The organism is Amycolatopsis sp. MtRt-6 (genome assembly GCF_017308975.1).
In the GTDB taxonomy this organism is placed as follows: domain Bacteria; phylum Actinomycetota; class Actinomycetes; order Mycobacteriales; family Pseudonocardiaceae; genus Amycolatopsis.
Map to the genome: position 1 here is coordinate 1 of NZ_JADWPD010000006.1, position 25,252 is coordinate 25,252.

Here is a 25,252-nt window from a genome sequence, read left to right on the forward strand (position 1 = left end):
CCACATCGAGGGTGGCACCATAATTGATCACGTGGGGCCTCTGGAACCTCGGACTTGATCTTCGCAAATCCAGTCCTACCAGGGGCCCCACGCCTTATCCACACACACCGCTACTGAGAAAACCTCAATGTGGCCTTGGTTGCGTTGAACGCACCGAAGGCCACATTGGGTGCGTTGGACGCACCGAAGGCCACATTGGGGCGCATGAGCCGGACCGTCAGCGAGCCGGAACCGCGGCCCGAAGCCGGTCCCGGAACTCAGCCACCAGCTCCTCGAGCCCCCGCGGCCCGCTCGCGGTGCCGAAGACGTGGTAGTCCGGCCGCACCAGCGCCGAAGTCGCCCCGTACCGCGCCAGGAACGACCGCAGGACGTCGTCAGCCGGCTTCACCACGCGAGTCCCCAGCGAGGCGAGGAACGGCGAGTCGTACTCCTCCGTGGTGAGCAGCACGAAGCCCGGACCGACGCCAGGCCCGTCCGGCACCACCACACCCGCCCCCGGGCTCTCGTGCAACAGTCCGCCCGTGAGCGGCGCCGCCGGTTCAGGGCGCCCCGCGGGCTTCCCCCGCCGGTTCGCCAGCACCGTCTCGTCCCGCGAAGCGGCCGCCGCCGGGTCCGTCACGCAGATCACCCGGCCCAGCTGGACCGACGCGAGGATCGCCTCCTTCGCCGCCTCCCGGCGTTCCGGCTCGTACGTGTCCAAAATGGACTCGTCGGCCAGGTCGCCCAGTACCAGGTCCAGCTTCCACGCCAGGTTCGTGACGTCACGGACGCCGGAGCACATGCCCTGGCCGGCGAACGGCGGCATCAGGTGCGCCGCGTCGCCCGCGAGCAGGACGTGCCCGACCCGCCACCGGTCCGCCCAGCGGGCCTGGAAGATGTACGTCGTGCTGCGCAGCAGCGTGGCCGTTTCCGGGGTGACGCCGAACGGCGCCATCAGCCGCCACGCCGTCTCATCCTTGTTCAGTTCCGCCGGGCTTTCCCCGGGCAGCCGCATGAACTCCCAGCGACGGCGGCCGGGACCGCTGCCGACGAGCGTCGTCGGGCGGGCCGGGTCGCAGATCTGGACGTTCGTCGGCACGAACTCGCGCGGCTCGTTCAGCCGGACGTCGCAGAGCAGCCACTCGTACGAGAAGCCGAGGTCGGTCACCGGCACGTCGAGGTGCTCGCGGACGAAGCTGTTCGCGCCGTCGCAGCCCACGACCCACCGGGCCGAGATCGTCCGCGGCACGTCGTCTTCGTCGACGGCGGTCACCTCGACGCCCGATTCGCCGTCGGCGATGGCCACCACCTCGTACCCGCGCAGGACAGTGAGCCCGGAGAGGGCCTCTGCCCGGGCCGCGAGCAGCTCCTCCAGCGCCGGCTGGTGCATCGTGTTCGCGTCCGGCCAGCCGTACCGGCCGGTGGTCGAGAAGGCGATGTCCAGCAGCGTCCGGCCGTCGGCGGTCTGCCACTGGTAGCCGTTGGCCGGCTCGGTGATCCCGGCGAGGTCGCCGCCGATGCCGGTGGCGGCCAGCAGCCGGGCGGTCTCGCCGTCGAAGCTGGTCGCCCGGGGCAGCCGGTACGGCCGGGGCCGGCGTTCGAGCACCGTCACCCGCCGGCCGCGCTGCGCCAGCAGCACCGACAGCGTCGCGCCGATCGGGCCGTTGCCGACGACGACGACGTCCGTGTCCGTCACGGGAGCTCGTTCCGCAGCACGTGGCTCACCCGATCGCGCACGCAGGCGACGCGGCCGGGCAGCGACGGATCGCCTTCGGGCCACACCAGGTCGATCCCGACCCGGCCGCCGAAGGTGCTCAGCACGTAGCCGCCGAGGGCGAGGGTCTCACGCATCCGGGACGCGGAGTGCAGGTTGGTCAGCCGCAGCCCGGCCGGCGTGCGCATCGGCGGCGCCACGCCCCAGTTCATGATGCTGACCACGGCGAGGGCCAGCTTCGGGTCCCACGGCTTCGCGGCGGCGGGCCGCGAGAACATGTCCAGGATGCTGCGCTGCACGGAGCCGTCGGCCAGGCCGGCCCGCAGCTCGTCGCCGATCGCCCGGCCGATCACCACGGCGTCGGGCGCCGTCCCGGGGGACACCTTGAACCCGACGCCGCCGAGCACGTTCGTGCCCTCGGTCGCGCCGACCGGCGGAGCGAGCCGGCTGCGCAGGTTCACCGAGTACCGGTACACCAGGTCGGTCAGCGGCATGTCACGCAGCTCGGCCTCGGCGAGCAGGATCGCGCCCGACACCAGGCCGTTGATCGTCACCTTCTCGCGGTGCCCGAGATCCGCCAGCGCCGTCGTTTCGGCCTCGGTCAGGCGGTGCTGGACGACGTGGCGGACGACCGGTTCCGCGGGGGACACCGCCGGCGGCGGCCCGGCGGGCGGCGGACCGTCGGCGTGGATGCCCCGCTCGGCGAGCAGGTCCTCGAGCGACCGGGGGAACGGCTGCCGGGGCAGGTCGACGGGCACGCCTTCGACGATGTCGGTGTAGCACGACCAGAGCGTCGAGAGGATCGCCGTGGCGTGGTGCGCGTCCCCGACGCTGTGCTGAAGCGCGAAGCAGACACTGGCCTCGTCGCCGTCGCGGACGACGTTGAGCGCGCTCAGCGCCCGGCTCTGGTCGAGGTCCAGCCCGGACAGGGGCCGGCCCGGGTCACCGTCGGCGAACCGGATCTCCGGCCGCGCGCCGGACTCGGCCAGCACGACGCCGTCTTCGGTGACCTCCACCCGGGCCGCGAGGTGCGGGTAGGCGCGGTACACCGCTTCGAACGCGGTGGTCAGCGCTTCGGGATCCAGCCGGCCGGTCGCGCGCACCGTGTAACCGATGTACGCCTCCTTGACGGCGTGGATCCGTTCGCTGGGCGCCAACGCACGCCGGACACCAGCTCGCGTCACGAGTTCCTCCAGAGCGTCGCGGTCACGGCCGGCTCAGTGCGGTGCCGGCCAGTTTTTCGGTCATCGTCGCGATCATCGGGGCGGCCTGCTCGACCAGGAAGAAGTGGCCGCCCGGCAGCACGTGCAGCTCGGCCGGCCCGGTCGTGTGCTCCGCCCAGGCGCGGGCTTCGCCGACGGACACGCGCGGGTCGCGGTCGCCGGTGAACGCCGTGACCGGGCAGGCCAGCCGCCGTCCGGGTTCGTGCCGGTACGACTCGACCGCCCGGTAGTCGCCGCGGATGGCGGGCATGATCATCGCCAGCAGCTCGGGGTCGGCCAGCATGGCCGCGTCGGAACCGCCCAGCTTCCGCAGCTCGGCCACGAGCCGCTCGTCGGAGACACCGCGAAGGTCGTCTTCGCGGTAGCGCGACGGCGCCCGGCGGCCGGAGACGAACAGGTGCGCGGGTGCGGGCAGCCGCAGCGCGAGCTCGTAGCCGATGATCGCGCCCATGCTGTGGCCGAACAGCGCCAGCGGCCGGTCGTCGAACGGGCGCAGCACGGCCAGGATCCGCTCCGCCAGCTCGGTGATGCTGCCGACGGGCGGCTCGTGCCGCCGGTCCTGGCGCCCCGGGTACTGCACCGCCAGCACCTCGACCGCGGGCGCCAGCGCCTTGGCCAGCGGGAAGAAGAAGCTGGCCGAGCCGCCGGCGTGCGGCAGGCACACCAAGCGGACAGCGGCGTCCGGGGCCCGCTCGAAACGGCGCAACCACTTCTCGGCGTCGGGTCGGAGCACGAGCGGACTGCCTTTCGCGGTTTCCCCGCGCTCAGGCGAGGTTGAGGGGGAGGGTCTTGGTCCGGGTGAACGCGGGCCGCAGGATCCACGGGAGCTCGTCCCGCGGCACGGCCAGCGACAGGTTCGGGAACCGGGTGAACAGCGCGTGCAGCGCCACCTCGGCCTCCTGGTAGGCCAGGTGCTGGCCCAGGCAGCGGTGGATGCCCTTGCCGAAGGACAGGTGCGTCTCGTTGGCCACGGTCAGCCGGTCGACGATCAGCTTGTCCGGCTCCGGGAACTTGCGCGGGTCGGTGTTGGCCGCCAGCAGCAGCGGCGCGACCGGCGCGCCCCGCGGGATCGTGACGCCACCCAGCTCGACGTCTTCCGACGGGAACCGCACCTGCGTGAACTGCAGGGGCCCCAGCCGCTGCAGTTCCCGGACGGCCTGTGCCCACAGGGACGGGTCGGCCTTCAGCCGCGCGAGCTGCTCGGGGTGTTCGAGCAGGAAGAGCACGGAGTTGCCGATCAGGTAGGTCGTCGTCTGGTGCCCGGCGGTGACGAGGCTGAACAGGATGCCGACGATCTCGTCGTCGGAGACGCGCGAGGGGTCTTCGGCCTGCGCCTGCACGAGCGCGGTGACCAGGTCGTCCTTCGGTTCGACGCGCCGGCGGGCCATCAGCTCCCGCGAGAGGGCGATGCACTTGCGCAGGGCGGGCGGGATGTTCGGGGCGTCCATGGTCGCCATCGCGTTGCCCCAGGCGTGCCAGTCGGCGCGGTCCTCCTCGTCGATGCCGACGAGCTCGCAGATCACCGTGACCGGCAGCGGGAAGCAGAACTCCTCGACCAGGTCGACCGGCGAGCCGTCGGAGCTCTGGGCGACCATCCGGTCGATCAGGTCCTCGGTGATCTTCTCGACGCGGGGCCGCAGCGCGTTGACGCGGCGCGCGGTCAGCAGGTAGGAGACCAGCTTGCGCAGCCGCGTGTGCTCCTCGCCGTCGGCGGAGTTGAGCTTGTTGGCCATCCACGGGATCAGGTCCTCGGGGAAGTTCATCCGCTTGAAGATGCCGTCGCGGATGTCGGCCATCGGCGAGTCCGCCGGCGGGTTCGTCAGGAACCGCGGATCGGTGAGCACCTGCAGCACGTCGTCGTAGCGGGTGGCCAGCCACATGTCCGGCCCGCCCATCATGGTGCCGAGGTTCAGCGTCCCGTGCCCGGCCAAGGGTTCTTCGCGCAACCGCGCGTACCAGCCGAACGGGTCGGCGACGACCTCCGGCGACAGCAGGTCGACCGGTTCGGCCTTCGGCCCGGCAGTGGCGGTCATGGACCTCCCCTTTCCTGGTGGCGGACGTTCGGAGCGTAGGAAAGGCCCGGCCCGTTGACATCCCCCAACCTGACAGTGCTCGGTTTGTCCTCTGTGGACAATGGCGGTCCGGCGCTATCAGGTCGGGGGATGCCCGGCGGCCCGCGCACGACCTAGCCTGCGACAGGACTCGTGCCCGCAGCGACCGAGGAAGCGCGAATGCTGACGACAGAAGAGACGATAAAAGGCCTGTTCGCCAGGTTGACCGGGGACGACAAGCACCTGGCGGCCGCGACATCCACGCTGGACGTCCTCTGGGTGCTCTACGACCGCGTGCTGAACGTGTCGCCGGAGAACATCGACGACCCCGGCCGGGACCGGTTCTACCTGTCCAAGGGCCACGGGCCGATGGCGTACTACACGATGCTCGCCGCGAAGGGCTTCATCGAACCGGAAACCCTGGACACCTGGCGGACGTTCGGCTCGCCGCTCGGCATGCACCCGGACCGCAACCTGGCGCCCGGCGTGGAGATCAGCGCCGGCTCCCTCGGGCACGGGCTCCCGCTCGGGGTGGGCACCACGCTCGCGCTGCGCGCGCAGGGCCACCACGACGCCCGGGTGTTCGTGCTGCTGGGCGACGGCGAGTTCGACGAAGGCAGCAACCACGAGACGATGGCGATCGCCGGCCGCCTCGGGCTCGACCGCCTCACCGCGATCGTCATCGACAACAAGACGGCGAGCCTCGGCTGGCCGGGCGGGATCGCCGCCCGCTTCGCCGGCGAGGACTGGCGGGCGAGCACGGTGAACGGCCGTGACCACGACGCGCTGTACGAAGCACTCACCAGGGAGCCCGACGGACGGCCGCAGGTCGTCGTGGCGGAGATCCTCCCGTTCGCGGAAGGGAGCGCGGCATGACCGCCCAGCTGACCAGGAAGCAGATGCGGACCGTCTGGGCCGAGACCGTGGTCGAGTCGCTCGACGCGGACCCCCGGCTGGTCGTGCTGACCGCGGACATCTCGTCGTGGTTCTTCTGGGAAGCCAAGAAGGAGCACCCGGACCGGGTGGTCAACCTCGGCATCCGCGAGCAGGCGATGATCGACATCGCCGGCGGCTTCGCGCTGGCCGGGATGCGGCCGATGGTGCACACCTACGGGCCGTTCCTGATCGAGCGGCCCTTCGAGCAGATCAAGATCGGCCTCGGCCACCAGGACGTCGGCGCGGTGCTGGTCAGCGTCGGCGCCTCCTACGACGACCCGTCGTGGGGCCGCACCCACCAGGCCCCCGGCGACGTGGCGCTGCTCGACACGCTGCCGGGCTGGACGGTGCACGTGCCGGGCCACGAGGACGAGGTCGCCCCGCTGCTGCGCCAGGCGATCGCCGGCGACGGGCGGGTCTACGTCCGCCTGTCCGAGCGGGCCAACGCCGAGGCGGTCCCGGTGTCCGACGGCTTCACCGTGCTGCGCCGCGGCGGCCGGGGCGTGGTGCTCGCGGTGGGCCCGGTGCTGGACCAGGTGCTCGCGGCGACGGAGACGCTGGACGTCACGGTGCTGTACGCGTCGACGATCCGCCCGTTCGACCACGCGGGCCTGCGCGACGCGGTGGCCGCGGCACGGCCGGACGTGGCGCTGGTCGAGCCGTACCTGCGCGGCACCTCGGCGTTCGAGGTGGGCGAGGCCCTCGCCGACGTCCCCCACCGGCTGCGCTCCTTCGGCACCTGGCGCGACCGCGAGGCCCGGGTGTACGGCACGGCCGAGGAGCACGACCGGTTGCTGGGTGTGGACGCGGCGAGCCTGGCCGCGTCGATCGGGGACTTCATCGGCTGACCGCATGCCGAAAGGGCCGGCCCGGATGAACTCCGGACCGGCCCTTTCGGCACGCAGCATGCAGTAGTAACAAGGTCAGGGCGCGTCCCAGACGACCGGCAGCGTGTGCACCCCGAAGGTCAGCATGTCGTTGCGCAAGGTGACTTCCTCCGGCGGCACGGCGAGGCGGAGCCCGGGCAGCCGGCGCAGTAGCTCGGGGTAGCCGATCTGCAGTTCCATCCGGGCTAGCTGCTGGCCGAGGCACTGGTGCACGCCGTGGCCGAAGGCCAGGTGCGGGCCGCGGGCCCGCGTCACGTCCAGCTCCTGCGGGTCCTGCCAGTGCTGCGCGTCGCGGTTGGTGGCCAGCACGGAGACCACCACCGTCGAGCCGGCCGGGATCTGCTCGCCGCCGAACTCCAGGTCTTCCGTGGCGAACCGGAAGAGGCCCGGGTTGATCACCGACAGGTAGCGCAGCATCTCTTCGACGGCGTCCTCGGTGCGGGACGGGTCGTCGCGCAGCGCGGCGAGCTGGTCCGGGCGCTGCAGCAGCACGAAGATGCCCAGTCCCAGCATGCTCGCCGTGGTGTCGTAGCCGGCGAGGAGCAGCAGGTTGGCGATGTTGACGAGCTCGTCGTCGGTGAGCGCGGGGTCGGCCCCCGCGTGGTGGATCAGGCCGGAGAGCAGGTCGTCGGCGGGGTCGGCGCGCTTCTCGTCGATCAGCCGCTGGATGAAGGCGCGCAGGGCCTCGAAGTTCTCCATGCCCTCCTTGACCGGCAGATCCATCCTCAGCAGCAGCTTCGCGCGTTCCTGGAACTCCCCGCGGTCCGCGTAGGGCACCCCGAGCAGCTCGCAGATCATCAGCGACGGGACCGGGAAGGCGAAGTCGGCCATCAGGTCGGCGGTGTTCCCCTTGGCCAGCATGGCGTCCAGCTGCCCGGCGACGATCTCCTCGATCCGGGCGCCGAGCTCGCGGATCCGGCGGACGGTGAACTGCCCGGTGAGCAGCTTGCGGTACCGGGTGTGCTCGGGGGGATCCATGTTGATGAACGACCCGGCGCGCGCCTTGTCGTTGCGCAGCCGGTCCCGGACCTCTTCGGGCAGCTCCTTGAACCGGGGGTGGTAGCTGAACCGGTCGGAGGAGAACCGCGGGTCGGACAGCACCGCGCGGGCCTCGTCGAAGCCGGACACCAGCCAGAACAGGTCGCCGCCTGCCAGCTGCGCCCTGACGATCGGGCCCTGGCCGGCCGCCGCCACCAGGGCGGCGGGCACGGAGAAGGGGTCCTCGCGCCGGACGTACTGCTCGGGAAGGGGCGAGCGCATCGATTCGTTGCCGGACTCGGTCACCTTGGTCGTCACTGCGGCGGAACTCCATTCCCGATAGCGCGCGGCCCGCGACTGGCCTGGTCAGTCCGGAGCCTAGGCACGGCGCCGCGGGCCGGGCATCCCTCGGTCTGATAGGTCTGCGCGGCCGGGGAAGGCGACTATCAAGGTAAGGGTGGTCCGGTGTGGACGGCGCCGACAGCATGGGGTGGTCCGACTGGCCCAACGCCGAATGAGGTGTCCCGTGAGCGTCGTCCTTCTCCTGAATGGTCCGAACCTGGGTGTGCTGGGCCGGCGCGAGCCCGAGATCTACGGCACCGACACGCTCGCCGACATCGAGAAAGCCGTCGCCGAAGAGGTGCGTCCCCGCGGGTGGGAGGTCGTGTCGATCCAGCGCGAGGGCGAGGGCGAACTGGTCAGCGCGATCCACGAGCACCACGGCACCACGGTGGGCGCCATCGTGAACCCGGGAGCGCTGATGATCGCCGGCTGGAGCCTGCGTGACGCGTTGGCGAGCTACGCGCCGCCGTGGATCGAGGTGCACCTGAGCAACGTGTGGGCGCGCGAGCAGTTCCGGCACGAATCGGTCATCGCCCCGCTGGCCAGTGGCGTGGTGGTCGGTTTGGGTGCCTTCGGCTACCGGCTGGCGGCACAGGCACTGCTGCATCTGGTTGCGGGTAATCCGGATCTGTGAGGCGCTCGTGGAAGTGCGTCCCCGGGCCGGTTCACGACCCAAGACGGGCAAATGGGACATAGTTCCGGAAGACGGTTGGTTGACTACTAACCGAACACGCCCCTAGGCCAGTAGGCTGATCCAAGCATCGGTAGGGCAGAGAATCTTGTTGCTGCGCAAGGGTTTTGGCGCGTGGAGAGCATTCCAGAAGACTGTGACTGTAGTCACAGTGGTGCGGGGGAGGGGTTCGGCCGAAGCTATCGTGGGCTGAGCAAAGAGGTTAATCCTTCACAAGCCAACTGGGAGGTGGCTGTGGCGCGCTCATTTTTGTCCTGCCTGCGCGCCCCTGCACATTGATCAATCCGCTGCGCCAGGAACGGTGATTTGACGCGGTGCGCATTACATTGGCTTGGTTGGGCGGCCCTCTGCGGCCATGCCGTCCGCGGCCGGTGGTGCGAAATTCGCGGCAGCACGGCGCGCCGTAAGATCGATTCTCTTCGTCTATTTCTGGGGATGGCCGATGTTGGACGTATCCACCTTGCATGTGCCGAGAAATCCATTCACCGGATTCGGCGACGATTTGATGCAGCGGTCCTGCGACACCGCGGGATTCCTCCGGAGGTCTGCTTCTTCGTGGTTCGACGGGCGACTCGACCGGGGTCTGCAATGCGCCAAGGCGGCCGCCGCGGGCAGTCGTGAGGACGCCCCGGAGCTCTACGACCTGGCCCAGTTCTGGTACGTCGGGCTGCTCATCAAGGCGCGGGAGCTCGAGTCGGGCCGCCGGGTGCTCGACGCGGTCGAAGCGACCCGGAGCGGCTCGCCGTCGGAGCGCATGACGGCGGTGTCGCACAACGTCCGGGGCAGCCTGCTGTTCGCCATGGGCAGCGTCGACGGGGCGATGACCGAGATCAGCACGGGTCTGCAGATCGCCGAAGGGTGCGGCGACCGGTCCCTGCGGCCGCCGAGTTACGTCGTACTGGCGCTGGGCGCGCTGCGCCGGGCGGACATGCGGGCCTGCCGGCACTTCGTCGACAAGCTGGCGGACGAAGCCCTGCTGGGGTATTTCGGGCAGGCGCCGGGCGCGTGGGTGGCGGCGCAGGCGGTCGAGGCGCGCAGCGGTGTGGAGAGCGCCGCGAGCCTCATCGCCGGCATCGTGACGAATCCGGTGGTGCTCCGGCAGCTCCTCGTTTCGGAGCCGGCGGCGGCGTCCTGGCTGGTCCGCGTCTGCGGCAAATTGGGCGCGGAGGACCTGGCGAAGCTCACGGTGGACGCGGCCACCGCGATCGCCGCCGAGCAATCGGAATTCAGTGTCATCCGCGGCTCCGCCCTGCACGCGGCCGGTTTGCTGGAAAAGGACAAGGCCAAATTGGGTGAAGCGGCCGAAATCCATCCGGACCGGTGGTGCGCGGCATCCGCGCGCGAGGACCTGGCCAACTTGCTGGCGGGCCGCTCGTCGGAGCGCGATCGAACAAGCCGCATTCTCGAATCGGTATTGGACACGTATGCGGCGGTCGGCGCCACCCGCGACGCGGCACGGGTGGTGAACAAACTCCGTGAATTCGGCGTGATGCGGCGCACGGCCCGGAACGTGGAATGCGAAGGAGTGGTCCCGCACGGGCTGACGAGCACGGAGTTCGCGGTGGCCGAGCTGGTGAGCCAGGGCAACACCAACAACGAGGTCGGCAGGCAGCTGTTCATTTCCCGGCACACGGTCGCGTTCCACCTGAAGAAGGTTTTCCAGAAGATGGACATCACCTCACGAGTCGAGCTGGCGGCCGCCTGGAAGATGGTCTCCTGACGAGACGCCGGCGTCGTGAAGGGCAGCGCAGCCCACGACGCCGGTGACACGTTCGGTGCGCGCCGCTGCCCCGGTGCCGTGGCAGTGGTGGTCGCCGGCGCAGCCCCGGCGCAGTCCCGGGAGACGGTCGGCGAGGTCGCTGGTGGCTCCGGCAGCCTCTCGCCGCCGCTCCTTCGTATCGGGGTGCGTCTGTGTGTGTCCGTATGTAGCTGTGCGCGCGGGCCGGCCTGGTCTCGGTGCGCAGTCGTCCGCGTGGTCGCCGCGCCCTCGCGCCCAGTACGCCATCCTCGGCTGCTCGGCCCACGCAGCTGCCCGGCGCGCGCCCGTCCCCGAGGCCCCCCAGCTCACTCCGGACCCCACCGATCCACCCCTCAACCCGACCGGAAATCCCGCCCACCCCAGCCGCCACCGGTTCCTACCCCGTGGCCTACGCCATACCCCCACCCCGCCCCCGAAACCCCAGGTAGAACCCACCAAGGTGGCGTTACCGGCTGGTAGCTGGAATGATATTCGGCCGCTCACGCTCCGCTGAACCTCTTCCACGCTGCGCCAACCGGCGGGACCCCCGTGTGGCATCTTGACTGGAAGCTCCGGTGGGGTCACGCTTACTCCCGACGGCGAAACCGAGGCCCTTGCGGGAGGGACCTCCGGGTCGCCCGGAGGCATACCTGAAGACGTTGCGAAGCAGGCTGGGCCCCATCGGGAGCGCCCCCTGGACAAGCCGCGACGTTCGGGCTAGACTGCCTCTTTGCGCTGCCCTCTTTCAGGCTGCCCGGAGCCGGTAGTTAGGATAGTGGGCACACGGCACCCTTGACAGTCGCTCATAGCTGTTGCTATGGCGGCCGTCACCGCTCATTGTCCCCGGAAGGACGCATCTTGGCAGTCTCTCCCGCGAACCAGGCCACTGCTGCGACCAACTCGGCTGAATCTCGCTCGGAGGCCACGGGAATCCCCGGCGCGCCCAAGCGGGTTTCCTTCGCAAAGATTCGCGAACCCCTGAACACCCCCAACCTGCTCGACGTCCAGATCCAGTCGTTCCAGTGGTTCACCGGGGACGAAGCGTGGTTCCAGCGCCGTGTCGAGGAGGGTGAGGAGAACCCGGTCGGCGGCCTCGAAGAGGTCCTCAACGAGATCTCGCCGATCGAAGACTTCTCCGGTTCGATGTCCCTGTCCTTCTCCGCCCCGCGCTTCGACGAGGTCAAGGCCTCGATCGAAGAGTGCAAGGACAAGGACATGACGTACGCCGCCCCGCTGTTCGTCACGGCGGAGTTCGTCAACAACAACACGGGCGAGATCAAGAGCCAGACGGTCTTCCTGGGCGACTTCCCGGTGATGACCGACAAGGGCACCTTCGTCATCAACGGCACCGAGCGTGTCGTGGTGTCCCAGCTGGTCCGCTCGCCGGGCGTCTACTACTCCAAGGACATCGACAAGACCTCCGACAAGGACGTCTTCAGCGTCCGGGTCATCCCGAGCCGGGGTGCCTGGCTGGAGTTCGACGTCGACAAGCGCGACACCGTCGGCGTCCGCATCGACCGCAAGCGCCGGCAGCCTGTCACCGTGCTGCTGAAGGCGCTCGGCTGGACCACCGAGGCGATCCGCGAGCGCTTCTCCTTCTCGGAGACCCTGCTCGCCACCCTCGAGAAGGACCACACCGCCGGCACCGACGAGGCGCTGCTCGACATCTACCGCAAGCTCCGCCCGGGCGAACCGCCCACGAAGGAGAGCGCGCAGACCCTGCTGGAGAACCTGTTCTTCAAGGCGAAGCGCTACGACCTGGCCAAGGTCGGCCGGTACAAGGTCAACAAGAAGCTGGGCCTGTCGACGCCGATCGACAACGGGACGCTGACCGAAGAGGACATCGTCACGATCATCGAGTACCTGGTCCGGCTGCACGCCGGCGAGGACAAGATGGACGCCGCGAACGGCACCGAGATCCCGGTCGAGACCGACGACATCGACCACTTCGGCAACCGTCGCATCCGCACCGTCGGCGAGCTGATCCAGAACCAGATCCGGGTCGGCCTGTCGCGCACCGAGCGCGTCGTCCGCGAGCGCATGACCACGCAGGACGTCGAGGCGATCACCCCGCAGACCCTGATCAACATCCGCCCGATCGGCGCGGCGATCAAGGAGTTCTTCGGCACCTCGCAGCTGTCGCAGTTCATGCAGCAGACGAACCCGATCGACGGCCTCACCCACAAGCGCCGCCTCAACGCGCTGGGCCCGGGTGGTCTGTCGCGTGAGCGCGCCGGCATGGAGGTCCGTGACGTCCACCCGTCGCACTACGGCCGGATGTGCCCGATCGAGACGCCGGAAGGCCCGAACATCGGCCTGATCGGCTCGCTCTGCTCCTACGCGCGGGTCAACCCGTTCGGCTTCATCGAGACGCCGTACCGCAAGGTCGTCGAGGGCCGGGTCACCGACCAGATCGACTACCTGACGGCGGACGAGGAAGACCGGTACGTCAAGGCCCAGGCGAACGCGCCGATCGACGACGAGGGCAACTTCGTCGAAGACCGCGTCATGGCCCGCCGCAAGGGTGGCGAGGTCGAGCTGATCGACCCGCTCGACATCGACTACATGGACGTGTCGCCGCGGCAGATGGTCTCGATCGCGACGGCGATGATCCCGTTCCTCGAGCACGACGACGCGAACCGCGCGCTGATGGGCGCGAACATGCAGCGTCAGGCCGTGCCGCTGCTCCGCAGCCAGGCGCCGTACGTCGGCACCGGCGTGGAGCTGCGCGCCGCGATCGACTCCGGCGACATGCTGGTCGCCGAGCAGTCGGGCGTGGTCGAGGAGCTGTCGGCCGACCTGATCACGGTCATGCACGACGACGGCACGCGCAAGAGCTACAGCCTCTACAAGTTCCGCCGCTCGAACCACGGCACCTGCTTCAACCACCGCCCGATCGTCAACGAGGGCGACCGGGTGGAAGCCGGCCAGGTCATCGCCGACGGCCCGTCCACCGAAAACGGTGAGGTCGCGCTCGGCAAGAACCTGCTGGTCGCGGTCATGCCGTGGGAGGGCCACAACTACGAGGACGCGATCATCCTCTCCGAGCGCCTGGTGCAGGACGACGTGCTGACGTCGATCCACATCGAGGAGCACGAGATCGACGCTCGCGACACCAAGCTGGGCGCCGAGGAGATCACCCGGGACATCCCGAACGTCTCCGAGGAGGTCCTGGCCGACCTCGACGAGCGCGGCATCATCCGCATCGGTGCCGAGGTCCGCGACGGCGACATCCTGGTCGGCAAGGTCACGCCGAAGGGCGAGACCGAGCTGACCCCGGAGGAGCGCCTGCTCCGCGCGATCTTCGGCGAGAAGGCCCGCGAGGTCCGCGACACCTCCCTGAAGGTGCCGCACGGCGAGACCGGCAAGGTCATCGGCATCCGGGTGTTCTCCCGCGAGGACGACGACGAGCTGCCCCCGGGCGTCAACGAGCTGGTCCGCGTCTACGTGGCCCAGAAGCGCAAGATCCAGCCGGGCGACAAGCTCGCCGGCCGGCACGGCAACAAGGGTGTCATCGGCAAGATCCTGCCGGTCGAGGACATGCCGTTCATGGAGGACGGCACCCCGGTCGACATCATCCTGAACACCCACGGTGTGCCGCGCCGGATGAACATCGGCCAGATCCTCGAGCTGCACCTGGGCTGGCTGGCGTCGCAGGGCTGGACGATCGAGGGCGACCCGGACTGGGCGAAGAACCTGTCGCCCGAGCTCCGCGACGTCGCGCCCGGCACGAACACCGCCACCCCGGTGTTCGACGGCGCGAAGGAAGAGGAGCTCACCGGGCTGCTCGCCAGCACGAAGCCGAACCGCGACGGCGAGCGGATGGTCAAGGAGAACGGGAAGGCCAACCTGTTCGACGGCCGCTCCGGCGAGCCGTACCCGTACCCGGTGTCCGTCGGCTACATGTACATCCTGAAGCTGCACCACCTGGTCGACGACAAGATCCACGCCCGCTCCACCGGTCCGTACTCGATGATCACGCAGCAGCCGCTGGGTGGTAAGGCGCAGTTCGGTGGCCAGCGCTTCGGTGAGATGGAGTGCTGGGCGATGCAGGCGTACGGCGCCGCCTACACGCTGCAGGAGCTGCTGACGATCAAGTCGGACGACGTGGTCGGCCGCGTCAAGGTGTACGAGGCCATCGTCAAGGGGGAGAACATCCCCGAGCCGGGCATCCCGGAGTCGTTCAAGGTGCTCCTCAAGGAGCTCCAGTCGCTGTGCCTCAACGTCGAGGTGCTCTCCAGCGACGGTGCGGCGATCGAGATGCGCGACTCCGACGACGAGGACCTCGAGCGCGCCGCGGCGAACCTCGGCATCAACCTGTCCCGCAACGAGTCGCCCTCGGTGGACGACGTCGTGCACTGATCCGGTGTCGAGCGGGGACCTGCCTCCCGCGGGTCCCCGCTCCACCCGCCGACCCCTCTCTAGCCGATACAACCCCAAGGGGACTTAGACGTGCTGGACGTCAACTTCTTCGATGAGCTCCGCATTGGTCTCGCCACGGCCGACGACATCCGTCAGTGGTCGTACGGCGAGGTCAAGAAGCCGGAGACCATCAACTACCGGACGCTCAAGCCCGAGAAGGACGGCCTCTTCTGCGAGAAGATCTTCGGCCCGACCCGGGACTGGGAGTGCTACTGCGGCAAGTACAAGCGCGTCCGCTTCAAGGGCATCATCTGTGAGCGCTGCGGCGTCGAGGTGACCCGCGCGAAGGTGCGCCGCGAGCGGATGGGCCACATCGAGCTGGCCGCCCCGGTCACCCACATCTGGTACTTCAAGGGTGTTCCCTCGCGCCTCGGCTACCTGCTGGACCTGGCGCCGAAGGACCTCGAGAAGATCATCTACTTCGCTGCTTACGTCATCACCGGCGTGAACACGGAGCTGCGCCACAACGACCTGCCGACCCTCGAGAACGAGATCGGCGTCGAGCGCAAGAACCTCGAGACCAAGCGTGACGCCGACATCGAGGCCCGCGCGCAGAAGCTCGAAACCGACCTGGCCGCGCTGGAGGCGGAGGGCGCCAAGTCCGACGTCCGCCGCAAGGTCAAGGAGGGCGGCGAGCGGGAGATGCGCCAGATCCGCGACCGCGCCGGCCGCGAGCTGGACCGCCTCGAGGAGGTCTGGACGACCTTCACGAAGCTCGACACCCGCCAGCTGATCGCCGACGAGCTGCTCTATCGCGAGCTGGTCGACCGCTACGGCGAGTACTTCACCGGCGGCATGGGCGCGGAGGCCATCCAGAAGCTGGCCACCGAGTTCGACGTCAACGCCGAGGCCGAGAGCCTGCGCGACACCATCCGCAACGGCAAGGGGCAGAAGAAGCTCCGCGCGCTGAAGCGGCTCAAGGTCGTCGCGGCCTTCCAGGCCACCGGCAACGACCCGCGCGGCATGGTGCTCGACGCCGTCCCGGTCATCCCGCCGGACCTGCGCCCGATGGTGCAGCTGGACGGTGGCCGCTTCGCGACCTCCGACCTGAACGACCTGTACCGCCGGGTCATCAACCGGAACAACCGCCTCAAGCGGCTGATCGACCTCGGCGCGCCCGAGATCATCGTCAACAACGAGAAGCGGATGCTGCAGGAGGCCGTCGACGCGCTGTTCGACAACGGCCGCCGCGGGCGTCCGGTCACCGGCCCGGGCAACCGGCCGCTGAAGTCGCTGTCCGACCTCCTCAAGGGCAAGCAGGGCCGGTTCCGCCAGAACCTGCTCGGCAAGCGCGTCGACTACTCGGGCCGTTCGGTCATCATCGTCGGCCCGCAGCTGAAGCTGCACCAGTGCGGTCTGCCGAAGGACATGGCGCTCGAGCTGTTCAAGCCGTTCGTCATGAAGCGGCTGGTCGACCTGAACCACGCGCAGAACATCAAGTCCGCCAAGCGGATGGTGGAGCGGTCGCGGCCGCAGGTGTGGGACGTGCTGGAAGAGGTCATCACCGGCCACCCGGTGATGCTGAACCGCGCGCCGACCCTGCACCGCCTCGGCATCCAGGCCTTCGAGCCGCAGCTGGTCGAGGGCAAGGCCATCCAGCTGCACCCGCTGGTCTGCGAGGCGTTCAACGCGGACTTCGACGGTGACCAGATGGCGGTGCACCTGCCGCTGTCGGCCGAGGCGCAGGCCGAGGCCCGGATCCTGATGCTGTCGGCGAACAACATCCTGTCGCCGGCGTCGGGCCGCCCGCTCGCCATGCCGCGGCTGGACATGGTCACGGGTCTGTTCCACCTGACCCGCCTCACCGAGACGGCCGAGGGCGCGGGCAACGCGTACTCGTCGCCGGCCGAGGCGATCATGGCCTTCGACCGCAAGGCGCTGAGCCTGCACGCCCCGGTCAAGATCCGCATCACCGACCGGCAGCCGGCCAAGGCCGACGAGCCGGCGCTCGCGGAGAAGGGCTGGGAGCCGGGCAAGCCGTGGCTGGCCGAGACGACCCTGGGCCGCGTGCTGTTCAACGAGCTGCTGCCGGCGGACTACCCGTTCATCAACGAGCCGATGCCGAAGAAGCGGCAGGCCGCGATCGTGAACGACCTCGCCGAGCGGTACTCGATGACCCAGGTCGCGCAGACCCTGGACCGGCTGAAGGACGCCGGTTTCTACTGGGCGACCCGGTCGGGCGTCACCGTCGCCATCTCGGACGTGCTCACCCCGGTGGGCAAGAAGGCCATCCTCGACGAGTACGAGGGCAAGGCCTCCCAGGTGGAGAAGCGCTACCAGCGCGGTCAGCTGTCGCACGCCGAGCGCAACAACGAGCTCGTCAAGGTGTGGACGCAGGCCACCGAAGAGGTCCACAAGATCATGGAGACGGCGCTGCCGGACGACAACCCGATCGCCATGATCGTGAAGTCGGGCGCCGCCGGTAACATGACGCAGGTCCGGTCGCTGGCCGGGATGCGTGGCCTGGTGTCGAACCCGAAGGGTGAGTACATCCCGCGTCCGATCAAGGCCAACTTCCGTGAGGGCCTGTCGGTGGCGGAGTACTTCATCGCGACGCACGGTGCCCGGAAGGGCCTGGCGGACACCGCGCTCCGGACCGCCGACTCGGGTTACCTGACCCGGCGTCTGGTGGACGTCTCGCAGGACGTCATCGTCCGCGAGATCGACTGCGGCACCACCCGCGGCATCATGATGCCGATCGGCGAGGACATCGGCGACGGCAAGGTTCTGCGCGACCAGCACGTCGAGACCTCCGTGTACGCGCGGAACCTCGCGACGGACGCGGTCGACGCCAAGGGCAACGTCGTGCTGAACGCCGGCGACGACCTGGGCGACCCGGCCATCGAGAAGCTGCTCGGCAGCGGCATCTCGAAGGTCAAGGTCCGCTCGGTGCTGACCTGCGAGTCGGCCGTCGGTATCTGCGCGACCTGCTACGGCCGCTCGATGGCGACCGGTCAGCTCGTCGACGTCGGCGAGGCGGTGGGTATCGTCGCCGCCCAGTCGATCGGTGAGCCGGGTACGCAGCTGACGATGCGTACGTTCCACCAGGGTGGTGTCGCCGGTGACGACATCACGACCGGTCTGCCGCGTGTCCAGGAGCTGTTCGAGGCCCGCGTCCCGAAGGGCAAGGCGCCCATCGCCGACGTCGACGGCCGCGTGCGGATCGAGGAGAGCGAGCGGTTCTGGAAGATCACCCTCATCCCGGACGACGGGGGCGAGGAGATCGTCTTCGACAAGCTGTCCAAGCGGCAGCGGCTCGCGAACACCCCGAACGGCCCGCTGGGCGACGGCGACCACGTGCACGTCGGCCAGCAGCTGCTCGAGGGCACGCCGGACCCGCACGAGGTCCTGCGGGTCATGGGGCCGCGCGAGGCGCAGATCCACCTGGTGGACGAGGTCCAGAAGGTGTACCGCGCCCAGGGTGTGTCGATCCACGACAAGCACATCGAGGTCATCGTCCGGCAGATGCTGCGCCGGGTGACGATCATCGACTCCGGTGCCACGGACTTCCTGCCGGGCGAGCTGCCCGAGCGGACCAAGTTCGAGGCGACGAACCGGGCCGCGGTCGCCGAGGGCGGCGAGCCGGCTTCGGGCCGTCCGGTGCTGATGGGGATCACGAAGGCGTCGCTCACCACGGACTCGTGGCTGTCGGCGGCGTCGTTCCAGGAGACCACGCGAGTCCTGACCGACGCGGCCATCAACGGCCGCTCGGACAAGCTCGTGGGCCTCAAGGAGAACGTGATCATCGGTAAGCTGATCCCGGCCGGTACGGGCATCAACCGGTACCGCAACATCCAGGTGCAGCCGACCGAGGAGGCCCGGGTCGCGGCGTACGCGATCCCGTCCTACGACGACGGTTACTACACCCCGGACGTGTTCGGTACCGGCACCGGTGCCGCGGTTCCGCTGGACGACTACGACTTCGGCCGCGACTTCCGCTGAAGCTGAGCAACGGGAAAGGCCCTCGCCGGGTTTCCGGCGGGGGCCTTTCCCGTTTGTGGAACGTCACCCAATCGAGTATTGGCCCGTCCCGAAGGCCGCTAGAGTGAGCTGGTTCACAGTCTCGGGGGCTTTGCGCGTTTCAACGGGTAATGAGGGGTGACTGTTCGTGAACAAGTTCTGGGGCGCGAGATCGCTCGCGCGCGGTTTTGCCGCGTTGACGGCTGCGGCGGTGTTGACCAGTGTGTTCGCCGGTCCGGCGGCCGCGGAGCGCGCCCAGCTCGAGGGCTCGATCAGTGGCCTCAAGAGCGAATACGCGTCCAACGAGGACGTCCACTTCACGGTCAAGCTGACGAACACCGGGAGTGTCACCGCAGAAGGCGTCTACGTCTTCCCGCTCGCCGACAGGTCGACCGACCTGGACGTGCCGTACGGCGCCTGGGGCGACCTGAATGCCGGGCGGGGGATCAAGCTCGAGCCAGGGCAGTCCGTCGAGCAGCCGGTCACCGGGAGCATCCGGGACGTCCGGCAGGGCACCTTGACCGTCCGGGTCCGCGCGTTCGACAAAACCGGGAGCAGCGTGAGCCCGGACTTCGAAGGCTCGGCGAAGGTCGTTCCGGCACCCGGCGTGGCGTCGGGTGTCGTATACGGCGACAAGAACGGCAACGGCGTGCGCGACAGCGGCGAGGAGCTGGCTGGCCTCAAGCTGACCCTGCGGTACGTCCACGGCTACGACGTCACGTACACCACGACGAGTGACGACAAGGGCAACTTCACGTTCAAGGTCCCGGCCGCGGACTACCGGCTCGGCGGCGACGTGGTCGACGGCTGGCTGTTCCCGTGGCGCTTCGTCCACATCGGCGATGACGCGAAGCTGGATCTCCGCGGTGTACCGCCGCTGAACGGCGCGCTCGCGGCGTCGATGGCGTTCACTCAGGAGAGCTACCAGGCCGGCGACCTCGCGCACCTCACGGTGACGCTGTCCAATTCCGGCCCGATCCCGCTCACCGGCATCGTGGCGGCGTGCGACCGCTACGGCTCCGACTTCGGGCTCAAGGGCAACGGTCCTGGTTGGGGGGACCTCGGCAACACCGCCGCCGGCGTGACGATCGCCCCCCGGCCAGACGCGGACCTTCGACGTCACGGAGCGCGTGCCTGATGCGGCCCGGGACAGCGGCGTCGTCGCGGCGTACTGCGACTTCGGCTACCGCGAGGTCGACTTCGGAGAGCGCCCGAACGCCTCCGCCTCGGCGGCGGTGCCAGGGGTCAAGGCGACCGTGAACGGTCAGATGTCCTATTACCGGCGGGGTCAGCCGACGCAGTTCATCGCGGGGGCCAAGGTCGTGCTGGTGTCCGACCGGCACTGCCCGGTCACCGCCGAGCAGACGACCGACGCGGAGGGGCGTTACGGGTTTCGCGACGCGGTGCCCGGGCCCAAGTATCAGCTCTACGTCCTGCCGCCGGCGGGCTGGAAGGTCCGCGGCGAGAACCCGATATCGATCTACGTCAGCGGCCCGGCGGACCGCCCGATCATGGTCAGTATCCATGCCGAGCCCGGTGACGCGCCGCTGCCGGTGGTGCCTGCCAACCCGGCGGCCTGCACGGCCGGCGCCCCGACCGCGCGCTCGCGTTGATCGCCCTCGGGCTCGTGATGACCTGCTGTTCGGCGCCCGCCGTCGCAGGCGCACTACCGTCACCCAGCTGGGTATTCACCCGCCCCGAATGCGGCTAGAGTGAGCCAGTTCACGCGGTTCGGGGGCTTTGCGCGTTTCCAACGGGTAATCAGGGGTGACTGTTCGTGAACATTTCCAGAGGCGCGAGATCTTTCGCGCGAGGATTCGCCGCGTTGACCGCGGCAGCCGTGCTGACCAGCGTGTTCGCCGGTCCGGCTGCCGCGGAGGACCCGGCGCCGACGTCGACCGCGCCGTCCACATCGGAGGCGCCCGCCGATCCGCCGGCATCGACGCCGCCGGTTTCCCCGGCCCCCGAGAGCAAGCCTCCGGCGCAGCCGCAGGCCGAGCCCGCGGAACGGGCCCAGGTCGAGATCTCGATCGCCTTCGGCAAGGAGTCGTACCGGACCGACGAGGCCGTCGACTTCACGCTCAAGGTGAAGAACGTCGGCACCACGCCCGCGGTCGGGGTCACGGTCTTCCAGCACCTCCTCGAGCCGACCGACCTGAACGTCGGCGACGGCTGGGGTCCGCTCACGACCCCGGCCGGTGTGACGATCGAACCCGGGAAGACGTTCGAGCTGGCCGTCACCGGGCACATCCGGGACGTCGAGCAGGCCACCGCGGCCGTGCGGGGTGTGCTCTTCGACGAGACCCACTTCGGGATCGGTTCGTTCGACATCCGCGTGCCGGTCGTCAAGGTGCCCGGCCGGGCGGTGGGTGTCGTGTACGGCGACGGGAACGGCAACGGCGTCCTCGACGCCGGCGAGCCGCTGGCCGGCGCCAAGCTCACCCTGCGGTACGCCCACGACTCCGGGAACCGCACCTACACCGCCACCAGCGACGCCGCCGGCAAGTTCAGCTTCGACGGCATCCCGGCGGCCGACTACTTCATCGGCGGCGAGGTGGTCGACGGCTGGCTTATCCCGTGGGACACCGTCCGGATCGGCACGGACACCAAGGACCTGCTCGTCCGCGGGGCACCGCCGTTGAACGGCGCGCTCAAGGCCTCGATGAAGTTCACCAAGGACAGCTACCAGGTCGGCGAGCTCGCGCACCTCACCGTGACGCTGACCAACTCCGGCAAGATCCCGCTCACCGGCATCGTGGCCGGCTGCAACCGCATCGGTGACCCGCACATCCTGAGCGGACGCACCCCGGGCTGGGGCGACCTCGCCCGGGACGGCGTGACCATCGCCCCCGGGGAAACCCGCACCTTCGACGTGTCCGAAGCCGTCCCGCAGGCCGCCTTCAACCGCGGCGTCGTCGTGGCCTCCTGCGGCTTCGGGTACACCGACGTCGACATCGACAACCACGCGAACGCCGACGCCCAGGCCTGGGTGCCCGGCGCCAAGGCCGTCGTCGAGGGCACCCTCGGTGTCTTCGACGACCAGGGCGAGGTGAAGCAGGCCCTCGAGGGCGTCAAGGTCGTGCTCGTCTCCGACCGGCACTGCCCGGTGACCGGCGAGCGGACGACCGACGCGAAGGGGCACTTCAAGTTCGAGGACGTGGCTCCCGGGCCCCGCTACCGGCTGTACTTCCTGCTGCCGAAGGGCTGGAAGACCAAGTACGAGAACCCGATGGGGATCGACGTCTTCGGCCCGCCGGAGAACCACTACCCGTGGCGGATCGCGGTCGAGGAGGGTGACGCGCCGCTCCCGACAGTGCCGGTCAACCCCGCGGACTGCACGGCCGGCGCCCCGACCACGACGACCGGCCCGGGTGGCGGCACCGGCGGCGGCCAGGGCGGCGCGTCCGGGCTGGCCAGCACCGGCGTCGACGCGCTCGGGCTCGGCGCGCTCGCGCTGCTCGCCCTCGTCCTCGGTGGCGGCCTGGTGTTCGGCGCCCGCCGCCGTCGCTCGGCCTGACGTTCGAACCGGCGCCCCGCAGTCCACAGTGGACTGCGGGGCGCTTTCCGTTTCAGTGCAGGCTTCCCCGGGACACCGGGAAGTCGAAGTACGTGTCCGGGAACGGCTCGCCGTTCAGCGTGAAGTGCCACCACTCCTCGGGCAGGTTGCGGAAGCCCGCGGCCATCGTCGAGCGCAGCAGGTCGCGGTGCTGCCGGGCGGCGCCGGTGATCGCCGGGTTGTCGGTGTGGGCCAGCGGGTCGAAGCAGTCGTAGCCGGTGCCCATGTCGACCGTGTTGTCCGGGAAGCGCTGGTCCCGCGGCGCGAAGCACGGCACGAGCGGCTCGCCCGGGACGTACAGCCGCTGGGCCGGCGGCGGGATGCGGACCAGCGTCAGGTCGACCGTGCTGCCGCGGCTGTGCCCGGACTTCTCGGCGATGTACCCGTCGGCGAAGAGTCGAACCTTGGTCCACCGCACGAAGTGGTCGACGGCCCGCTGTGGCCGGTAGCAGTCGTACACCTTGAGCGTGTACCCCCGCCGGACCACCCGGGCCTGCATCTTCCGCAGCCCTTCGGCGGCCTGCCGGGGTCAGGACGCACAGCGGTTGGCGGTACCCGTCGCGACGTCGGAGAGCGCGAAGAAGGCACCGGAGGTACCGGCCTGCGCGGGCGTGGGCGCGGCGAGGCCACCCAGAGCGGCGAGGGTGACGGCGAACGCGCGCACCCGGCGAGTGAAGATCGGCATCCCTCCCGTCTAGCAGCTCGGCCCCGGCTGCGCAGCCGCCGTCGGGGTCAGGACCAGCCCTCGGACGTCGTCGCGCGCAGGAAGTCGTCCGAGGGCGGTTGCACCGGCCGGCCCTCGAACTGCGTCGACAGCACCACCGACGACCGCAGCTCGCCGTGCTTGCCCAGCCGCTCCAGCAGTCCCTCGAAGTGCTCGAGGGACGCCGCCCGGATCTTCAGCATCGTGCAGTGGTCGCCGGAGAGGCGGTGGATCTCCACGACCTCCGGGTAGTCCTCGGACTTCGACGTCTTCAGCAGGCAGCTGCTGAGCGCGCAGCGCATCTCGACGAACGCCTGCAGCGGCTGGCCCGCGCGCCGCGCGTCGACCTGGGCGCGGTAACCGGTGATCACGCCGGTCTCCTCCAGCCGCCGGACGCGCTCGGCCACCGACGGGGCCGACAGGTTGATCCGCCGCCCGAGCTCCTTGAACGACAGCCGCCCGTCGGCCTGCAGCAGGTCCAGCAGCCGCCAGTCGACGTCGTCCAGCGGCTTTTCCGAACGGAAGGTCATGGGCCCCATTTTCCTTCCGAAGCGGGGGTGGGGCGAGCGAAATCCCGTTCGCCGCCCCTTCGAACCGCGGCCGGAAATCCCTAACGTTGCCGGTCATGGGGACATCCACGGTGGCCGGCCGGACCCGGTCCATGGGGGCGTTGTTCGCGGGCGTCGCGTTGCTCAACACGGCGATGGCCGGCCTGACGACCGCGGCCACGCTGATCGTCGCGGCGGGCAGCGGCGCGGCCTGGAGCGGGCTGCCGAGCGTCGCGAGCGTGCTCGGCACCGCGGGCGGCGCGCTCGGCGCGGGACTGCTGCTGCCGGTCCACGGCCGCCGCCGCGTCCTGGTGTCCGGGTACGGCGTCGCGGCGCTCGGCGCGCTGACCGCGTTCGCCGGCGCGCTGGCGACGTCGGTGGTGCCGCTGCTGCTGGGGATCCTGCTGGCCGGCGTGGGCAACGGCGGCGCGCAGCTCTCCCGCTACCTCGCCGCCGACCTCTACCCGCCGGAACGCCGCGGACGCGCGCTGGGCACCGTCGTCTGGGCCGGGACGGTCGGCGCGCTCGCCGGCCCGGCGCTGCTGGCGCCCGCGGCCGGCGTCGTGTCCGGCTTCGGCTGGCCGCCGCTGTCCGGGCCGGCCGCGGTCGCGGTGGTCGCCACGGCGGGGGCGGCCCTCGCGGCGGCCGTCCTGCCGCGGGACGTCCCGCCGCCCCGGATGCGTGCTCCGCGCGGGCCGGTGCGCTCGCCCGCCGTCGTGCGCCCGCTGGCCGCGATGGTCGCCGCGCAGCTGGCCATGGTCGCGGTGATGACGATGACGCCGGTGCAGCTGCAGAGCCACGGGCACGGCCTCGGCACCGTCGGCTGGGTGCTGAGCGCGCACATGATCGGCATGTTCGCGCTGGCGCCGCTGTCCGGCCGGATCGCCGACCGCTGGGGCCCGGCCGTGACGGTCAACGCGGGCCTCGGCGTGCTGGCGCTGGCGTCGGCGACCGCGCTCGCGGCGCACACCGGCGGGCTGCCGGTGGCGCTGTTCCTGCTCGGGTACGGCTGGAACCTCGTGTTCGTCGGCGGCAGCGCCCGGCTCAGCCGTGACCTCCCGCCGGAGACGCGCAGCCGGGCGCAGGGCACGGTCGACGCGGTCGTCTGGTCGGCGTCCGCGCTGGCCGGGCTGGGCTCGGGCCAGCTGTTCGCCGGCGGCGGGTACGCGCTGGTCGCGGTGGTCGGCGGAGTGCTGGCCCTGCTCCCGCTGGCGTTCCTCGTGCCTCGGGCCGGCCGGTAGCGGGTCCCGGCCATAACGAAAACATAACGAGCAGCCCCGGCGTTCAGGCGCCGGGGCTGCGCCGTTGTGACCAACCGTGACGCCGCCGGTTGGTGCACCTGACCTGCTCACCCGTTCGGCTCAGCGGTGCGCGTCAACTCGGACCACTTCGTGGGAGATTAACCCTTTCGGGTCGGTTCTCATTCTTTGATCACGGCTGGACCCTTTGCCTGCTTGGCGCGAATATCCCGTTCGGGTCCGCTGACGTCAGCTTTCCGTTGTGCCCCAACGGTTTTCATTCGTG

General features: G+C 70.0%; 18 protein-coding genes. 10 read left to right on the top strand and 8 right to left on the bottom strand.

Annotated elements, in window-relative coordinates; genetic code table 11:
- Positions 1-217: 217 nt before the first annotated feature.
- From I4Q55_RS12420 to I4Q55_RS12435, 4 genes are read right to left on the bottom strand one after another with little or no spacing between them, the layout of a single operon-like run.
- On the bottom strand, positions 218-1,675 hold the full coding sequence (locus tag I4Q55_RS12420; RefSeq protein WP_206787479.1) for a bifunctional 3-(3-hydroxy-phenyl)propionate/3-hydroxycinnamic acid hydroxylase: 1,458 nt from the start codon (positions 1,673-1,675) through the stop codon (positions 218-220).
- Positions 1,672-2,877 (bottom strand): acyltransferase, encoded by a 1,206-nt coding sequence (locus tag I4Q55_RS12425; RefSeq protein ID WP_206787481.1) that lies wholly within the window; start codon positions 2,875-2,877, stop codon positions 1,672-1,674. The genes I4Q55_RS12420 and I4Q55_RS12425 overlap by 4 nt, the downstream gene beginning before the upstream one ends.
- Before the next feature lie 22 nt (positions 2,878-2,899).
- On the bottom strand, positions 2,900-3,622 hold the full coding sequence (locus I4Q55_RS12430; RefSeq protein ID WP_206788080.1) for a thioesterase II family protein: 723 nt from the start codon (positions 3,620-3,622) through the stop codon (positions 2,900-2,902).
- A 58-nt stretch (positions 3,623-3,680) separates the two neighbouring features.
- Positions 3,681-4,949 (bottom strand): cytochrome P450, encoded by a 1,269-nt coding sequence (locus tag I4Q55_RS12435; protein ID WP_206787483.1) that lies wholly within the window; start codon positions 4,947-4,949, stop codon positions 3,681-3,683.
- Between the two features lie 198 nt (positions 4,950-5,147).
- Between I4Q55_RS12435 and I4Q55_RS12440 the strand changes: the two genes are divergently transcribed.
- Together I4Q55_RS12440 and I4Q55_RS12445 are read left to right on the top strand one after the other, a co-directional pair.
- A complete protein-coding gene (locus I4Q55_RS12440) occupies positions 5,148-5,843 on the top strand; it encodes a thiamine pyrophosphate-dependent enzyme (protein WP_206787485.1) in 696 nt (231 codons plus the stop codon).
- On the top strand, positions 5,840-6,751 hold the full coding sequence (locus tag I4Q55_RS12445) for a transketolase family protein (RefSeq protein WP_206787487.1): 912 nt from the start codon (positions 5,840-5,842) through the stop codon (positions 6,749-6,751). Before I4Q55_RS12440 ends, I4Q55_RS12445 begins: the two co-directional genes overlap by 4 nt.
- Before the next feature lie 75 nt (positions 6,752-6,826).
- Here the strand turns inward: I4Q55_RS12445 and I4Q55_RS12450 are convergent, their stop codons facing one another.
- Positions 6,827-8,086, bottom strand: a complete 1,260-nt coding sequence (locus I4Q55_RS12450; protein ID WP_206787489.1) for a cytochrome P450 — start codon at positions 8,084-8,086, stop codon at positions 6,827-6,829.
- Positions 8,087-8,294: 208 nt separating this feature from the next.
- Here I4Q55_RS12450 and I4Q55_RS12455 point away from each other — a divergent pair, with 208 nt between their 5' ends.
- The 7 genes from I4Q55_RS12455 (at position 8,295) to I4Q55_RS12480 (ending at position 22,438) form a co-directional block, all read left to right on the top strand.
- Entirely contained in the window at positions 8,295-8,744 is a 450-nt protein-coding gene (locus I4Q55_RS12455) for a type II 3-dehydroquinate dehydratase (RefSeq protein WP_206787491.1), read from the top strand.
- Positions 8,745-9,156: 412 nt separating this feature from the next.
- Positions 9,157-10,521, top strand: coding sequence for a helix-turn-helix transcriptional regulator (locus I4Q55_RS12460; RefSeq protein ID WP_242545864.1), 1,365 nt, complete (start codon positions 9,157-9,159; stop codon positions 10,519-10,521).
- An 876-nt stretch (positions 10,522-11,397) separates the two neighbouring features.
- The gene (locus I4Q55_RS12465; protein WP_206787501.1) at positions 11,398-14,901 is read left to right on the top strand and encodes a DNA-directed RNA polymerase subunit beta; all 3,504 of its coding nucleotides are present in this window, start codon (positions 11,398-11,400) and stop codon (positions 14,899-14,901) included.
- Between the two features lie 90 nt (positions 14,902-14,991).
- On the top strand, positions 14,992-18,903 hold the full coding sequence (locus I4Q55_RS12470) for a DNA-directed RNA polymerase subunit beta' (protein ID WP_206787511.1): 3,912 nt from the start codon (positions 14,992-14,994) through the stop codon (positions 18,901-18,903).
- 166 nt (positions 18,904-19,069) lie between these two features.
- Entirely contained in the window at positions 19,070-20,059 is a 990-nt protein-coding gene (locus I4Q55_RS49110) for a hypothetical protein (protein ID WP_242545865.1), read from the top strand.
- A complete protein-coding gene (locus I4Q55_RS49115) occupies positions 20,052-20,534 on the top strand; it encodes a hypothetical protein (RefSeq protein ID WP_242545866.1) in 483 nt (160 codons plus the stop codon). Before I4Q55_RS49110 ends, I4Q55_RS49115 begins: the two co-directional genes overlap by 8 nt.
- A gap of 212 nt (positions 20,535-20,746) precedes the next feature.
- Entirely contained in the window at positions 20,747-22,438 is a 1,692-nt protein-coding gene (locus I4Q55_RS12480; RefSeq protein WP_242545867.1) for an SdrD B-like domain-containing protein, read from the top strand.
- 52 nt (positions 22,439-22,490) lie between these two features.
- Here the strand turns inward: I4Q55_RS12480 and I4Q55_RS12485 are convergent, their stop codons facing one another.
- From I4Q55_RS12485 to I4Q55_RS12490, 3 genes are read right to left on the bottom strand one after another with little or no spacing between them, the layout of a single operon-like run.
- A complete protein-coding gene (locus I4Q55_RS12485) occupies positions 22,491-22,976 on the bottom strand; it encodes a M15 family metallopeptidase (protein WP_242545868.1) in 486 nt (161 codons plus the stop codon).
- A gap of 30 nt (positions 22,977-23,006) precedes the next feature.
- Positions 23,007-23,162, bottom strand: a complete 156-nt coding sequence (locus I4Q55_RS49120) for a hypothetical protein (RefSeq protein WP_242545869.1) — start codon at positions 23,160-23,162, stop codon at positions 23,007-23,009.
- Positions 23,163-23,209: 47 nt separating this feature from the next.
- On the bottom strand, positions 23,210-23,710 hold the full coding sequence (locus I4Q55_RS12490) for an Lrp/AsnC family transcriptional regulator (protein WP_206787514.1): 501 nt from the start codon (positions 23,708-23,710) through the stop codon (positions 23,210-23,212).
- Positions 23,711-23,805: 95 nt separating this feature from the next.
- On the opposite strand from I4Q55_RS12490, the gene I4Q55_RS12495 reads away from it, so the two are divergent.
- Complete coding sequence (locus tag I4Q55_RS12495; RefSeq protein WP_206787515.1) at positions 23,806-24,969, top strand: MFS transporter; 1,164 nt, start codon at positions 23,806-23,808, stop codon at positions 24,967-24,969.
- Positions 24,970-25,252: the final 283 nt, after the last annotated feature.

Excerpts from the sequence above, each read along its gene's own strand:
- I4Q55_RS12435 (WP_206787483.1), bottom strand. The coding sequence starts at position 4,949 with ATGACCGCCACTGCCGGGCCGAAGGCCGAACCGGTCGACCTGCTGTCG.
- I4Q55_RS12440 (WP_206787485.1), top strand. The coding sequence starts at position 5,148 with ATGCTGACGACAGAAGAGACGATAAAAGGCCTGTTCGCCAGGTTGACC.
- I4Q55_RS12445 (WP_206787487.1), top strand. The coding sequence starts at position 5,840 with ATGACCGCCCAGCTGACCAGGAAGCAGATGCGGACCGTCTGGGCCGAG.
- I4Q55_RS12460 (WP_242545864.1), top strand. The coding sequence starts at position 9,157 with ATGCCGTCCGCGGCCGGTGGTGCGAAATTCGCGGCAGCACGGCGCGCC.
- I4Q55_RS12485 (WP_242545868.1), bottom strand. The coding sequence starts at position 22,976 with ATGCAGGCCCGGGTGGTCCGGCGGGGGTACACGCTCAAGGTGTACGAC.
- I4Q55_RS49120 (WP_242545869.1), bottom strand. The coding sequence starts at position 23,162 with ATGCCGATCTTCACTCGCCGGGTGCGCGCGTTCGCCGTCACCCTCGCC.
- I4Q55_RS12490 (WP_206787514.1), bottom strand. The coding sequence starts at position 23,710 with ATGACCTTCCGTTCGGAAAAGCCGCTGGACGACGTCGACTGGCGGCTG.
- I4Q55_RS12495 (WP_206787515.1), top strand. The coding sequence starts at position 23,806 with ATGGGGACATCCACGGTGGCCGGCCGGACCCGGTCCATGGGGGCGTTG.